This window comes from Bartonella sp. AP88HLJMH, assembly GCF_042195605.1.
GTDB lineage: Bacteria > Pseudomonadota > Alphaproteobacteria > Rhizobiales > Rhizobiaceae > Bartonella.
The window spans coordinates 1-14,409 of sequence record NZ_JBHIOR010000013.1 but is presented as its reverse complement, the minus strand read 5'-3'; the positions used below and the strand labels follow the sequence as shown (position 1 = coordinate 14,409).

12 protein-coding genes are annotated in these 14,409 nt (G+C 34.8%); 3 read left to right on the top strand and 9 right to left on the bottom strand.

Annotated features, from left to right (window positions below; translation table 11 throughout):
• Positions 1-764: 764 nt before the first annotated feature.
• The 8 genes from ACFIMA_RS06840 to tatA form a co-directional block, all read right to left on the bottom strand.
• Entirely contained in the window at positions 765-1,151 is a 387-nt protein-coding gene (locus tag ACFIMA_RS06840) for an Mth938-like domain-containing protein (RefSeq protein WP_375611259.1), read from the bottom strand.
• Between the two features lie 461 nt (positions 1,152-1,612).
• Positions 1,613-2,065, bottom strand: a complete 453-nt coding sequence (yajC, locus tag ACFIMA_RS06835; RefSeq protein ID WP_375612910.1) for a preprotein translocase subunit YajC — start codon at positions 2,063-2,065, stop codon at positions 1,613-1,615.
• 685 nt (positions 2,066-2,750) lie between these two features.
• Entirely contained in the window at positions 2,751-3,932 is a 1,182-nt protein-coding gene (locus ACFIMA_RS06830; RefSeq protein WP_375630192.1) for a peptidoglycan DD-metalloendopeptidase family protein, read from the bottom strand.
• A 155-nt stretch (positions 3,933-4,087) separates the two neighbouring features.
• On the bottom strand, positions 4,088-4,747 hold the full coding sequence (locus ACFIMA_RS06825; protein WP_273791164.1) for a protein-L-isoaspartate(D-aspartate) O-methyltransferase: 660 nt from the start codon (positions 4,745-4,747) through the stop codon (positions 4,088-4,090).
• Positions 4,748-4,880: 133 nt separating this feature from the next.
• Positions 4,881-6,158 carry a serine--tRNA ligase gene (gene serS, locus ACFIMA_RS06820; RefSeq protein WP_375620754.1) on the bottom strand — a complete coding sequence of 426 codons (1,278 nt, stop codon included), beginning with the start codon at positions 6,156-6,158 and terminating at the stop codon, positions 4,881-4,883.
• Positions 6,159-6,219: 61 nt separating this feature from the next.
• On the bottom strand, positions 6,220-7,002 hold the full coding sequence (gene tatC / locus ACFIMA_RS06815; RefSeq protein WP_375611255.1) for a twin-arginine translocase subunit TatC: 783 nt from the start codon (positions 7,000-7,002) through the stop codon (positions 6,220-6,222).
• Positions 6,999-7,439: a twin-arginine translocase subunit TatB gene (locus ACFIMA_RS06810; protein ID WP_375620752.1), complete on the bottom strand. Its 441-nt coding sequence runs from the start codon at positions 7,437-7,439 to the stop codon at positions 6,999-7,001. The genes tatC and ACFIMA_RS06810 overlap by 4 nt, the downstream gene beginning before the upstream one ends.
• Before the next feature lie 55 nt (positions 7,440-7,494).
• On the bottom strand, positions 7,495-7,797 hold the full coding sequence (tatA, locus tag ACFIMA_RS06805) for a twin-arginine translocase TatA/TatE family subunit (protein ID WP_375611300.1): 303 nt from the start codon (positions 7,795-7,797) through the stop codon (positions 7,495-7,497).
• Between the two features lie 1,631 nt (positions 7,798-9,428).
• Between tatA and ACFIMA_RS06800 the strand changes: the two genes are divergently transcribed.
• From ACFIMA_RS06800 to pgsA, 3 genes are all read left to right on the top strand, one after another.
• Positions 9,429-10,292 (top strand): 23S rRNA (adenine(2030)-N(6))-methyltransferase RlmJ, encoded by an 864-nt coding sequence (locus ACFIMA_RS06800; protein ID WP_375631751.1) that lies wholly within the window; start codon positions 9,429-9,431, stop codon positions 10,290-10,292.
• 399 nt (positions 10,293-10,691) lie between these two features.
• Entirely contained in the window at positions 10,692-12,671 is a 1,980-nt protein-coding gene (gene uvrC, locus ACFIMA_RS06795) for an excinuclease ABC subunit UvrC (RefSeq protein ID WP_375693261.1), read from the top strand.
• Between the two features lie 72 nt (positions 12,672-12,743).
• A complete protein-coding gene (gene pgsA, locus ACFIMA_RS06790; RefSeq protein WP_273723320.1) occupies positions 12,744-13,325 on the top strand; it encodes a CDP-diacylglycerol--glycerol-3-phosphate 3-phosphatidyltransferase in 582 nt (193 codons plus the stop codon).
• A 334-nt stretch (positions 13,326-13,659) separates the two neighbouring features.
• On the opposite strand, the gene ndk is transcribed toward pgsA, so the two are convergent.
• Positions 13,660-14,082, bottom strand: coding sequence for a nucleoside-diphosphate kinase (gene ndk, locus ACFIMA_RS06785; protein WP_375652273.1), 423 nt, complete (start codon positions 14,080-14,082; stop codon positions 13,660-13,662).
• Positions 14,083-14,409: the final 327 nt, after the last annotated feature.

Genomic DNA, 14,409 nt, shown 5'->3' with positions numbered 1-14,409 from the left:
TGTCTCTTAACTGTATTATGAATTAAAATTTCTTTTCTAATCCCTTTTCGTTTTAGAAAGAAAAAAATTAAATAAATAATTTTTCTGATAAAACTTATCTTATCGGACTTCAAGTTTTCATTTGCAATAAAAAAGCTAAAAACCTATCGTAACATGCATAGTAAAACTTGAACAACAAGCAACGCAAAACACTTTTTCAGTGGATAGATGACAATGTTATTTTATAAAAAATGCACTGATCACAAAAACTTCATCAATCATTGACCTCCTCCCCATCCTAAAAGACAAAGGTTCTTACCAACACCAATTTGTAAAAAATCCAATTGCTCTCGGTGCGTTTCTGTTACTATAAACGCATTGATTTATAATGATAATTTTGTGTTTTGTATATTAAATTAGAATCCCAAATATCGTAGATATGCTTTCATTTCAAACCAATTCCATGTTACATCAATAAAAACTATTCCCTTGCACGTCATAAGCGGAACTGGCTTGTAGGTAAAAATTGTATAAGAAAGAATTAAAATGCCTCTTATGAACTGTCTTAAGTCCCAAGAGGTGATCACTCATGTGATTCATTAGGAACTATGAGCAAACTTTGTCCTGAATACTTGCTGCTGTATTTAAAAAACACTTAATGTGTTAAGTTATGTATATTCTATACCCTTATATCACCGCCTTAAACGACAGTATTTTACAGCGCAGAAAATAATCACACAAGTCTTTCATGCTAGACCAGAGCCTTTGTTTTATTAAACAATACTCTATTCTACCGCAAATAATAACGCCGCAACAGCGCGATCTTCAGCCAATAAAACATTAAATGTACGCACCGCTGCTCCCGTACTCATTGTATCTGATGAAATACGTTTTTCCCATAAAAGCACCCGTAACTCTTCAGGTAATCGTAATAATTCAATTCCAGTACCTATTAATAAAACTTCGATTTCAGAAGCTTCTTCTAAAATACGAGATATATCCCTTTGAGTGGGAACAGGCCCTGCCATCTCAATGCCATAAATACCTGATGGTACACAAATAATAGAACCTCTATGAGACATATCAGCAAAACGAAACCCACCATTTCCATAAGCATCAATAGGTGCGCGACTTGGAAAATGTGCTTCACGAATTTGAATTGCATCGAACATGAATATGCACCTTTTATTTTTGAATAATCCAATTGTCTTTGCTTCTTCTCATCATAAAAATTAAAGTAAGGCTAATATAAACATTGATATGTTAAACATAGCCTAGTATTGAAGTGAAAATTTTATATAATGCCCTAATCTTCTCATACAACAAATATATGAAAATTTGCGAATAAACCGCGGTAAAATGCTATACCTGCTTAAATAAATCTATCTTTTAAAAAGTTTCCTCAGCTTATTTACTCACAAATTGCTTTTTATAAAAACAATGATCTTGTTTAAAAAACAGAAAAAAATTGCGTAATATTCTATAAATAAAACAACTATTTTAATCATCTAAAGAAAACAAAAACTCCATTTTCTGTAGCCACTATAAAAGCCTCTTTTTCAATGAAATTGTCTTGATCTTGCCAAGCTTTTTATAAAAATGCTTAAAAAATGTAATAAACTGCCATTACACCTTAAGATGCATTTTCCTTTGATATAGCTTTTTTCTCTTTAGAGATACTCATATCTTCTTTCGTTGTCGTTTTAGATTTAGACTTTTGTGGTCTTTTTGCTTTAGCATTAAGTTTTGATTTTTTTTCTGCAACCGGCTCACCTTTAACGCGCACATCAGCTAATGTTGAGCGAATAACACGAATATTCATACTCTCACCAATTTCAACCTCTAATTCACCGCTCTCGTCGTGAACCTTCGTAACCTTGCCGATAATACCACCACCCGTTATAACTGTATCACCACGACGTACTGCATTAAGCATTTCTTGGCGTTTTTTCATTTGGGCACGCTGTGGACGAATGATAAAAAAATACATAATTGCAAAAATTAAAATGAATGGGACAGCGCTAGCAAATGAAATTCCACCGGAAACATCGCCTGCAACTTGAGCATAAGCGTTCGTAATAAACATTTTTATCTCCTATAGTTAAACCTCAGGTATTTCCCACTCTATTAAAATGAAATTCCGATACAGAAAAAATTCCTAAAGAATTTATCATAAAAAGCAATAACTACATAATCTAATCACAGCTTTACAAAAATACAATAAATCCTTAAGAGGCAGAATACCAAAATACAATGAGAAAAATCTTAAAAAATAGATTCACTTTCCCCTATTGTATATCCTACAATACAAATCTTTTCACTAACTCAATAAATTATACAAGATAATTTTTCTAATGAACAAACTTAATTTATATAGATAATTTATCGTTTTTGATATCAAATGACAGATCTAAATACAATAAAACGATCTCATTTCAAACCTTCTGAATTAATCAAAACGATTTTCTTGCACGTCACACATATGAAACGAGCCTGTCGATAAAAACTTTTTAAGAAAGGCGTGAAATATCTTTTTTCATGCTTCTCTCAAATGCAAGAGCAATTGGAATACTCAAAGCTGACAAACAGTATGATACTATTGTCTTACACTTTCATAAATACAAAGATGGTAATATCTAACGACCCCAACGAACTACTCTCCTGAAACCAATGATTTTTTGCTGCTATATTATTGATTTAAGAAAATCAATTGTTTTTCATGAATTTTCTATAAACTGTAAGACTATTCAAATGTCAAAGTTATCAATAAATTAGTTTTCTAAATATTTAAGGGGATCAACAGGTAATGAATTCTTACGCATCTCAAAATAGACACGTGGCGTTTTAACATTTCCTGAAACACCAGATTTAGCAATCTCATCACCGCGCCTTATCCTTTGTCCTTTGTTAACAACAAGCTTACTATTACATCCATAAATAGTGATAATATCATTTTCATGTCGAATCATCACAACATTACCAAGCTCTTTTAATCCATCTCCCGCGTAAATAACCACACCATTTTCTGCCGCCTTTACCGAAGACCCTTCAGGCACTGCAATATCTATTCCTCGATTCATTACTGTTCCCTTTTTTTGACCGAACTGGCTTAATAAACGCCCTCGTACTGGCCAACGCATCTTAGAAATTCCTGTGGCTTGCGGAGTCGTCATATTATCTGTATTCGTAACAGTACTTGACAAACCAGTCTCATGTTTCAATTGCGTCATCTGTTTAGAAAAATTTTTCTCAGAACTTGATTTGTTCATCTTTGCAGAGGGTGGCGTTGTTACAGGAGCTTTATATATAGGAGAGGACTTCTTGTTTTTTATAGAGGACATCACTTGAGATTGGGATGCAGATTCTGTTGTTGACACTGCCCAATCGTTATTATTGTGTGCATTTGAAGATGCTAATGTACGCCTGCTTGGAACAACAAGGACCTGACCAATATAAATGGAATTGCTGTTTATACCATTTGCTAATTTTAATGCCTCAACACTAACCCCTACTTGTCGTGCAATATTGAGCAGTGTATCTCCACTCTGGACAATATAAGAATTCCGCCGAAAAATAGGAGATTTATCCATTTGTGAACGAGAAAGTGTTCCAAGATTACGTGGAGGGGAGCCCATAACGCGACCATCAGAAGAAGTTATCCTATCTTGATGTGGAAAATTATAGGGGGAATTATCATCTCCCCACGAATCATCGCTTGATTCCACAGGTGGCAATTCAGTGCTTTGTATCATACCACTACCGTATGATAGCATTCGCGGGTCTGTATACATAGTGCTTGATATATTTGATTGAGATGATACCGTACGATGAGAGAACGTATTGGAAAAACGCTGTGTACCAGAACTACAACCAGCAACAATAGTTACCACCGCTAACAAAGTTATTCTCTGAAAATTATGCTGGAAAATATTATCCAAAGCTTTTAGACACATCGTTTTGCTCACTCATCAATAATCAACTCACTCCATTAAAGCTTTTTTAAATTACCGAAGAGTTAAAATGAGATGTTTTATTCATAAATATCTTTATATAAGATCAAAATGAACTTAACGTAGACAATTTGCAGAAACTTCTTAGCTTGTAAAAATTAAAGTATCTCCGCAATGCCTTTAATAAAAGGTTGGTAACGCACTTGGAACAGTTCTAAACACTCAAATCGACTACCAATTTTTGTATAGCGCGTCACCGTTTGTACCCCTTCGTCAGGTCCTATCGCCTGAATGAGAATTCCATTTTCAGCTAAAAGTTCTAAAAATTCCTTTGGTTCATCAAAACGTGATGGCCAAATAAGAATGCGATCAAATGATCCTAAGCCTGTCACGCTATGACTTCCATCAATCTGCCGTATAACAATATTTTCAATTCCTAAAGTTTGAAATTTTTGGCGTGCTAAATCAACAAGCGTTTTATAACGATCAATCGTTGTCACACGGTCACTCAGACATGCCATAAGAGCAGTACAAAAACCAGATCCTGTACCAATTTCTAAGACACGATGCCTTTTTTTCAACGATAATGCCGAAAGAATTAAGAGTTGTTCTTCCAAACGTTCCATATATTCACCACACTCAAGGGGAATAACTTTATTATCATAAGCACTATTGAACCAAGGAGCAGCAACAAACTGTTGACGCGGAATTTTCTCTAATGCCGAAAAAAATCGCACGTCATCAATGCCTTTGCTACGCATTTTCAGTACAAGAGCGGCTAACTCCTCACGAAATTGTAAAATACCCTTTTGCCCCATAGTATCATTCAATCTCCAATGGAGGTACACTTTTATCATACTGACAAACTGCTTCTTTTAAAATGGCAAAAACTTGCGTCTGTGTATCATCACCTCTTGGCAATAAACGCATATTGTCTCTCCTTTCGTAAAATTAAGCAGTAATACAGCGCATGCCTCCCATATAAGGTTGTAAAACATCTGGAATAATAATTGATCCATCAGCCTGTTGATAATTTTCAAGTACAGCAATAAGACAACGTCCAACAGCCGTACCAGAACCATTAAGGCTATGAACAAAATGCAATTTTTTATCGCCGTCTTTACGATAGCGCGCATTCATACGACGACCTTGAAAATCTCCACAAACTGAACAGCTAGAAATTTCACGATAACATTCTTGACCAGGAAGCCAAACCTCGATGTCATAGGTTTTACGCGCTGCAAACCCCATATCACCCGTAGAAAGAACCACTGTGCGAAAAGGCAAACCAAGCCGTTTTAATATATCTTCTGCACATTCCGTCATACGTTCCAATTCAATTAAAGACTGCTCTTCACTGGTAATCGAGACCATTTCAACTTTCCAAAATTGATGCTGACGCAACATACCGCGCGTATCACGACCGGCTGCTCCCGCCTCTGAACGAAAACAGGGAGATAAAGAAGAAAATCGCAGTGGTAAATCTGATATTTCAAAAATTTCATCGTTGACCAAATTGGTTAATGGCACTTCTGCTGTGGAAATAAGCCATCGACCATCTGTTGTACGAAAAAGGTCTTCAGCAAATTTCGGTAATTGTGCTGCTCCGTAAACAATCTCATCACGAACAAGAAGAGGTACTGAGACTTCTGTGTAACCATTCTCATTGACATGCACATCAAGCATAAATTGGCCTAATGCTCGTTCTAGCCGTGCTAACGCCCCTGAAAGTACTGTAAAACGTGTTCCAGACAAACGACTAGCTCGTTCAAAATTCATCTGTTTGAGATCTTGACCAAGATCAAAATGTTCCTTTGGTGTAAAATTAAATATTGGAGGTGTACCAAAATGTCGAATGACGACATTATCACTTTCATCTTTACCTTCTGGAACATCATCTAATGGAATATTTGGAAGTGCTGAAAGAATTTTCTCAAGACTCTCCGTCAGCTGTTTTTCTTCCACTGTTGCAGAGGAAAGAAAAGCTTTAATCTCTTCAACTTCAGCTCTAAGACGTTCAGCCATTTGCTGATCCGATACCGCTAAAGCCTGTCCTATTTCCTTTGAAACAGCATTGCGACGTTCCTGCGCCAATTGCACCTTAGCAATATGCGACCGACGTGCAAGATCAAGTTGTATTAACCTTTCAGCTTGTGGCTCAAGACCTCTACTTACGAGTGCTTTATCTAATTTCTCAGGATTGTCACGAATCCACTTAATATCAAGCATAAAAATTCCTCATTTATATTGTTTTTATTCATTCCTTATCGCATAAGATTATACACTTTTCTTAAGCGGATTTTCTTCTCTTTTCTATACTGTAAGCAATTAAAATTGAAATCTCGTAAAGTGCTATTGTTGGTAAAGCCACTGCAAACATCGTAAAAAAATCCGACGGCGTTATGATTGCCGCAATGATAAAAGAGAGCAAAATAGCCCATTTTCGTTTAGACACCAAATCATGAGACGTTAAAAATCCAATTTTTGTTAAAAGACTGATGACAAGAGGTAATTGAAAAATCAAACCAAAAATTAGGATAAATGATGTCATAAAGCCCAAATAATCAGAAATACGCACTATAAACTCTATTTTTAAATGAACATCTGGAAGAAATTGTTGAGAAAGGCTAAACCATAGTATTATTGGCGCTAATAGACCATAAACAAACGCTCCCCCAATACAAAATAAAATAGGCCCCCCAATGAGAAATGGTAAAAAAGCCATCCGCTCATTTTTATAAAGCCCTGGTGCAATAAAACTATAAAACTGAAAAGCCGTATAGGGAAAAGATAAAATAATTCCCCCAAAAGCAGAAAGCTTCATCTTCGTTAAAAAAGTTTCCCATACTTGCGTTGATTGCAAACGAATACCCTCAGGGTTACCCCCTGCTATTTTCATTGCCCACTGATATGGCCATAGTAAAAAATTTAAGATATAATCTTTAACAAGAAAACACATCATAAAAGCGATCATAAATGCAACCAAGGCAGAAATAATTCGCTGACGAAGTTCAATTAAATGTTCTAAAAGTGGAGCCATATTAGCATCAACTTCATTTTTTTTTACATTCATGACACATCTTCTTTTTCTTTATCTTTAGGAGAAACAAAAATGTTTTCAGAATGATGAGAAGCTATAGAAACTGTCATATCTTTCTTGATTACCTTTTGATCACATTCCAAAATTTCTTTATCTTTTTTTGATTTATGATGTGTTTCCTTAACATCCCAATTATCGTGGATATCCTCTAATATATTTTGAGTGGGATCAAAAGTTTCTGCCAACTTCTTGCTTGAATTGCTAATATCCGAACATACTTTTTGCAAATCATCGCGCTCGATTTGTTTTATTACATCATCAAACTGATGACGAAATTCATTTGCTGTTGAATACACATACGCTCTTATCTTTGCTACTGTCTTTAATATTTTAGGTAAATCTTTTGGTCCAACGACAATGATGAGAACAAGTAAGATTACGATAAACTCTGGTCCGTCAATCCCAAACATCTCTTAATTCGACTTTCTCATCAAAAAATATTGCACAATGATGATTGCGTTTTTGTTACTGTTTTTTAGCAACAGATGTTTTGCTTTTTTTAGAAACAGAAGAAACCTTTCTGCGCGCTGTTGCATGTTTTACCGATAACGGCTGAGATTGTTGAGATTCTACATCAATCATTTGGGAAGTAGGAGCCATTTCAACTTTATCCTCAATGCCGTCATCTTCTTCTTTCATATTTTTTTTGAAGGCTTTAATTCCTTTAGCAACATCGCCCATTAATTCAGAAATTTTACCGCGACCGAAAAGCACAAAGATAATCAATAAAATTATAATTAAATGCGTTGGTGAAAAAATATTACCCATTATTCTCTCTAACTTTATGCTTTTAAATTTGATTTCATTTATCCATGCTTCCTCTGAAGAATGTATCAAATATAATATCTTACTTATATATTTTCTTCTTAACTTAAAAGCAATTACACGCTTTTATTGCAAAAAGAACTTTTTATCCTCTCATCCTTTTTTAGCGTATTATAACACAAACCATTCAAAAATGATAAACCACTTCATACAAAGTTCAAAACACTTAAAAACTTTTCTAAAATAACTTCATCTGATCTCTTAGGTTACTCATCTTCCTGTAAATACTATAGCCAATGTCTTTCCTTTTAAACAATGCTTTACATATCATTACAAACATTTCCGCCAAATTATCCTTTACTGATAAAAATCATAACATGCTGTAAAACATTTTACGTATTCAATTAAAAAAATCAGAAAGAAAAATCTCTAAAAAACTTTCTTAACACATCATCAGTCTCTTCAAAAACGATCATCTTACGCACAACATTTATTCTTTGCGTTGGGGTGGAAATTTTATCATCCATTATTCCATATACAATACGAAATATGAGCCATCATAGCATTCAATTAAATATCTGGCGTGTAAATAAAACTATTAGCGGAAAGAGTAAAAATGTACTTTATGAACCAACTCAAGTGCCAAGAGGTATGGCAATACTGCTAAAAAATAAAAAAGGTACCAGCTTGTGCCTTTATTCAGTAAAATACCTCCATATAACCAGCTCTCTAAGCCACTGTATGCTCTAACTATTACAAGTCTCCGGATTCTGGGCATGCGTTCTCATAATATCATGTGTTTAACCTATCTCAGTATTGAAAACAGAATGGGCATGAATAGAAAATTACATTCAATCAAAAGCATGGTATAGAAGCATAATCCATATAAAAAGAATTTCTTATCCTAGCCTTTTTTATAAGATTACCTCATAAAGCCGCTCGATAATACAGTGTTAGAGATAGATAAACCTATTTACTTTAGTTTAAAATTCCTCATTTTGATTGAGATAGCTTGCAGAGCACATATCAATTTTCAAAAGTTTTATTTTAGCATCATACACAATAACCTAGCTATTTAGCGTGTATAATGTAAAGCTTCGGCTCCGCTTAAAACAATGAAATTCATTCACACTTTTACAAAAATCTATCACTATAACACCAGCACTTTATTGCTCTATCCATAATTTTACGCTTGCTAAAAAACTTATAAATGTAACAATGTTTTTATCAAGCATTTGAAATTCTTTAATCTTTAAACAAAATGAATTTGAAAGATACCCTTCAATTTTTCAACAAACTTCACTAATATTCTCGTTAATTGAGTTTTTTATAGTTTTCCTGAAAGAGTCCGCGGTCATAAAAAAATTCTCTTACAACATAAATATCTCTATTGAAATGTTTGATCTCTTCTTGTCTATCTTTCATATAAAAAAATTAAAATTTTAACGATTAATCTCATTATATAAAAATAGCTCTGTGAATAAATGCTCTGATGACATTAATATTTTTTCTGTAGTGTATAATGTGGGAGTGAGGGTATTGTTTGATTTCTACAAGAGTATTTTTATGGATATCAATTCTATTATTCTATGCTAATAATCCGGTACAGTTATACATATGATAGAGTTTACTCCATGAATTATCGGCATATTTATCATGCTGGCAATTTTGCTGATGTTTTTAAACACATTATTGTCACTCGCATTGTAGAATATCTCAAACGCAAAGAAAAAGCTTTTCGCGTTATAGATACGCATGCTGGAATCGGTATTTATGACCTTTCTTCTTTAGAAGCACATAAAACAGGAGAGTGGCGCGAAGGTGTCCAACGACTTTTTTCAACTCCTATCCCAGAAGATTTAAGAACACTCCTTTGTCCATGGTGTGATATCATTGATGCCCTCAATAAAGGGGAAAAAGAAATTGTATTTTATCCTGGATCTCCTGTTCTTATTCGTCAATTATTACGGAAACAAGATCGCCTCACCGCAATAGAATTGCACAATGAAGATTATCATATTTTAGCAAAAAACTTTGCAGGAGATTATCAAACAAAAGTTCTGCATTTAGATGGTTGGCTTTCCTTAAATGCTCATGTACCACCAAAAGAAAAACGTGGGTTTATCCTTGTTGACCCTCCCTTTGAAAAAACTGGAGAGTTTTCCCGCCTTATTGATGGATTAACGAAAGCCTATCGTCGCTTTTCTGGAGGAATCTACGCTTTATGGTATCCTGTTAAATATGACAAAGAAATTGAAAGTTTTCTTCACGCGCTTTATCAAACCGGAATTCCTAAGATTCTACAGCTTGAAATGCGTATCCGAAAAAGTTCAAGTCCACCGACAATGAATGGAAGTGGTATGATTATTATTAACCCTCCCTACCTTTTGGAAGAAGAAATGAAAAAACTCAGCCCCTTTCTTATCAACCGTCTGGGACAAGATGAAAATGCCCAAATAACGCATAAGTGGCTTCAAAAAGAACATCTGTTATGTTAGATCTTTCTCTGATATTTTTTCTAAATCAAATATCATGTTGTAAAATACAAAGGCATTAAATGATAAAGTTCTTTGATTCTTTGGATAATACCAACATATTATAATGGTAAGCTAATAACGATCAGCGTGAATTAATTTTTTTCCTTTTAGAAAGTCTATCCTCTTAATCATCATGGATTTCTTATTTCAATCATTTTAATGGATAAATTGGGCAAATTCATAAAGCTGTCTTAGAATAACAACTCTCATATTTTTTATGAAAGATCGGCTCTCTAAAATCATACTCTTATGCTATAAGATATTATTTATAGAAAAAAATTATAAAGACATAAATAATCATTATTTAATAAAAAAGAATATTTCATATATTAAACAAACAACATATTCGTAACAAACGGAATGGTCCTGAAAAATAATACAAATTGTCCGCAAAATGAACGGGAAAAACTTTCTTTTCTCTCTAATGTTACATGGCATAATGCCAATCAAAGCAATGAGAAAAATCAGTTCCAAGGTATCAAATTCATACAAGAGTTTGTTAGACACCTTCCGCATAAGCCAGGGGTTTACCGGATGATTGGTGAAAATGGTGATATTCTCTATGTTGGCAAAGCCCGTAATCTCAAAAAACGTGTTTCAAACTATACACGTGAACAAGGACACAATAATCGTATTACCCGCATGATTCGTGCAACATATCATATGGAATTTATCGTCACCCATACAGAAACAGAAGCACTCCTTTTAGAAGCCAATCTCATCAAAAGATTGCATCCACATTTTAATGTACTCCTACGTGATGATAAAAGTTTTCCTTATATTATGATTACAGATGATCATCGAGCGCCTGCACTTTACAAACATCGTGGTGCTCGAACACGAAAAGCTCACTATTTTGGTCCTTTTGCTTCTGCTGGTGCAGTGACACAAACAGTTCATATTTTACAACGCGCCTTTTTATTACGAACCTGTACTGATTCAGTTTTTGAAAACCGTACACGCCCCTGTTTGCTTTATCAAATTAAGCGATGTTCTGCACCTTGTACTCATGAAATTAGTGACAGTGATTATAAAGAACTGGTGAAAGGAGCAAAAGCGTTCCTTTCGGGAAAAGATCAATCTATTAAAAGCGATATGGTTCAAGCTATGCATAAAGCCGCAGAAAATCTTGATTTTGAACAAGCAGCTTCCTATCGTGACCGCTTATCAGCCCTTTCTCACATACAAAGCCATCAAGGTATTAATCCTCAAACGATAAAAGAAGCGGATGTATTTGCAATTGCGCAAAAAGAAGGAATGACTTGTATTCAAGTGTTCTTTTTTCGCATGGGGCAAAATTGGGGAAACCGTGCCTATTTTCCTAAAGCAGATCCCTCTTTTTCCCGTACTGAAATTTTAGCGAGTTTTCTTGCCCAATTTTACGATGATAAACCACTTCCCAAAAGCATCCTTTTATCTGAAGAAATTGAAGAAAAGGCACTTCTTACAGAAGCATTTAGTCTCAAAGCAAACCACAAAGTATCCCTCTCTTTACCTAAACAAGGTGAACGAAAAACTCTTGTTAATCGTGCCTATCTCAATGCTCATGAAGCACTTGAACATAAGCTTTCTGAAACAGCCACCCATACAAAATTGCTTCAAGGTCTTGCTAAAACATTCCAACTACCTTTTCCTCCACACCGGATAGAAGTCTATGACAATTCTCATATCATGGGAACAAATGCTGTAGGGGCTATGATTGTTGCTGGTCAAATGGGATTTATTAAAAATCAATATCGAAAATTCAACATTCGCTCAACAGATATCACGCCTGGCGATGATTTTGGCATGATGAAAGAAGTGATTAAACGAAGATTTTCACGCCTTATCAAAGAGCATGATCTGCCAAATAGAAGTCATAACATAAAAGATGATGATCTTTTTCCCATTTGGCCTGACCTTATCTTAATCGATGGTGGTGAAGGACAAATCAACAGCGTACATGCAATACTTGCTGAATTACAATTAAATGATCTCTTCACAGTTGTTGGAATCGCCAAAGGTGTTGACCGTCATGCGGGACGTGAACGATTTTTTATAAAAGGTATTCCCCCCTTTACACTTCCTCCACGTGATCCTATCCTCTATTTTTTGCAACGTCTGCGTGATGAAGCACACCGTTTTGCGATTGGAACTCATAGGATAAAACGAAAAAAAGCAACATTCAAAAACCCACTTGATGAAATCGAAAATATCGGTCCGACAAGAAAGCGTGCATTGCTTCATCATTTTGGAAGTGCCAAAGCTGTTGCTAGTGCCTCATTTGAAGATTTAAAAAAAGTTACGGGAATCTCTATGACAATTGCACAAAAAATTTATAACCATTTTCATGAAAAATAGGCTTGTTTCATAACCTTCGCCTTGTTACGTTTAGGAAATATATTCTCTTTCACAAGAATTAAAAATGGCTCCATGAAAAATCATACTTTTTCTTTTCCAAATATTTTAACTTATGCACGAATTGTTGCAGTCCCAATGGTTGTTGCATGCTTTTTTTTAGAAGGGCGACTACAATCAAGTGATATCACTCGCTGGATTGCTGTTTCTATTTTTATCGTTGCATCCATTACTGACTTTCTTGACGGTTACCTTGCTCGTATTTGGGAACAAACATCCAATATTGGTCGCATGTTAGATCCAATCGCCGATAAACTTCTCGTCTCTGCTTGTTTGCTCTTGCTTGCCGCAGACAGTACCATCGCTGGGTGGACACTATGGGCAGCTATTATCATTCTTTGCAGAGAAATTCTTGTATCAGGATTACGTGAATATTTGGCTGAGTTAAAAGTTAGTGTTCCTGTCTCTCGTCTTGCAAAATGGAAAACTTTTGTACAGATGATCGCTATTGTATTTCTTTTAGCTGGACCAGCCGGTAATAAAATTTTCCCTTACACAGTAGAGTTTGGCATTACTATGTTGTGGATTTCTGCCCTCCTTACATTGTGGACAGGGTGGGATTATTTTCGTGCAGGTTTAAAACACGTTATCCTATGAATCATATGGAATTTTATAATGGTGATTTATCTTTTTGTACTTAAATAAGAGATGAGAATAGCATAAGATTGATTTATTTTAAATCTATTAATGATAGATCAATAAAACACTTTTTTGCACATTACAAGTAAGGGTAGCGTGTAGATAAAAACTCTTCAGAAAAGAGTAAATAGGCTTTATATTTTCGTAAAAGCAGCTGCAATATTAAAAGCTAAAAAAACGATTAATGCTTCATATACTTTCAAAAAAATCTATAATCTTATAAGCAAAAAACCGAAACATAGTGTTTCGGATTTTTGCTTCTTATATACGCTTTATTATTATAAACGCTTTATTAACCAACAATTTCTGCCTCAGAAAACCAAAAGGCGATTTCTGTTTTTGCCGTTTCAGCACTATCGGATCCATGGACAGAATTTTCGCCAATCGATAAAGCATGAACCTTACGAATTGTCCCTTCTTCTGCATCACTAGGATTCGTAGCCCCCATTACTTCACGGTTTTTAGCTATTGCATTTTCGCCTTCCAAAACTTGTACAACGGTTGGACCAGAAGACATGAATTCAACCAATTCACTAAAAAAAGGGCGTTCTTTATGAACAGCATAAAATTTTTCAGCCTCACGTTTACTCATCCAGACACGTTTAGATGCAATAACACGTAGCTCCGCATCCTCAAGCATTTTAGTAATTTCGCCAGTCAAATTACGACGGGTTGCGTCTGGTTTAATCATCGAAAAAGTACGCTCTAAAGCCATTTAACCACCTTTATTTCATTTATAATATTCTCTAGCCATTTCTATAGCGAGCAAGGAGCCCTTTGCCAAGTGACTCTGCAAAAATCTATACAAATTCTCAAAAATATAGAATGAATTATAAAGAAGACTTTAATAAAAATACCTGCAATTGCTCATCCCATCATAAAGATGCGCTACCGCCCCTCAGCAAATGTTGAACTTCTTTTATATTCCTCAACGCTTTCCATCAAAATTATCATTGAAATCAATCAAAAAATAACCATGTCGTTAGAAACTATAGCGTACACCTAAAATACCCTGAAAGGACTGTTTTGTTTTACGCCCTTT

What these genes read in the sequence shown, in the direction of transcription:
- ACFIMA_RS06840 (WP_375611259.1), bottom strand. Translation starts at nt 1,151, where the DNA reads ATGTTCGATGCAATTCAAATTCGTGAAGCACATTTTCCAAGTCGCGCA.
- yajC (WP_375612910.1), bottom strand. Translation starts at nt 2,065, where the DNA reads ATGTTTATTACGAACGCTTATGCTCAAGTTGCAGGCGATGTTTCCGGT.
- ACFIMA_RS06830 (WP_375630192.1), bottom strand. Translation starts at nt 3,932, where the DNA reads ATGTGTCTAAAAGCTTTGGATAATATTTTCCAGCATAATTTTCAGAGA.
- ACFIMA_RS06825 (WP_273791164.1), bottom strand. Translation starts at nt 4,747, where the DNA reads ATGGGGCAAAAGGGTATTTTACAATTTCGTGAGGAGTTAGCCGCTCTT.
- serS (WP_375620754.1), bottom strand. Translation starts at nt 6,158, where the DNA reads ATGCTTGATATTAAGTGGATTCGTGACAATCCTGAGAAATTAGATAAA.
- tatC (WP_375611255.1), bottom strand. Translation starts at nt 7,002, where the DNA reads ATGAATGTAAAAAAAAATGAAGTTGATGCTAATATGGCTCCACTTTTA.
- ACFIMA_RS06810 (WP_375620752.1), bottom strand. Translation starts at nt 7,439, where the DNA reads ATGTTTGGGATTGACGGACCAGAGTTTATCGTAATCTTACTTGTTCTC.
- tatA (WP_375611300.1), bottom strand. Translation starts at nt 7,797, where the DNA reads ATGGGTAATATTTTTTCACCAACGCATTTAATTATAATTTTATTGATT.
- ACFIMA_RS06800 (WP_375631751.1), top strand. Translation starts at nt 9,429, where the DNA reads ATGAATTATCGGCATATTTATCATGCTGGCAATTTTGCTGATGTTTTT.
- uvrC (WP_375693261.1), top strand. Translation starts at nt 10,692, where the DNA reads ATGGTCCTGAAAAATAATACAAATTGTCCGCAAAATGAACGGGAAAAA.
- pgsA (WP_273723320.1), top strand. Translation starts at nt 12,744, where the DNA reads ATGAAAAATCATACTTTTTCTTTTCCAAATATTTTAACTTATGCACGA.
- ndk (WP_375652273.1), bottom strand. Translation starts at nt 14,082, where the DNA reads ATGGCTTTAGAGCGTACTTTTTCGATGATTAAACCAGACGCAACCCGT.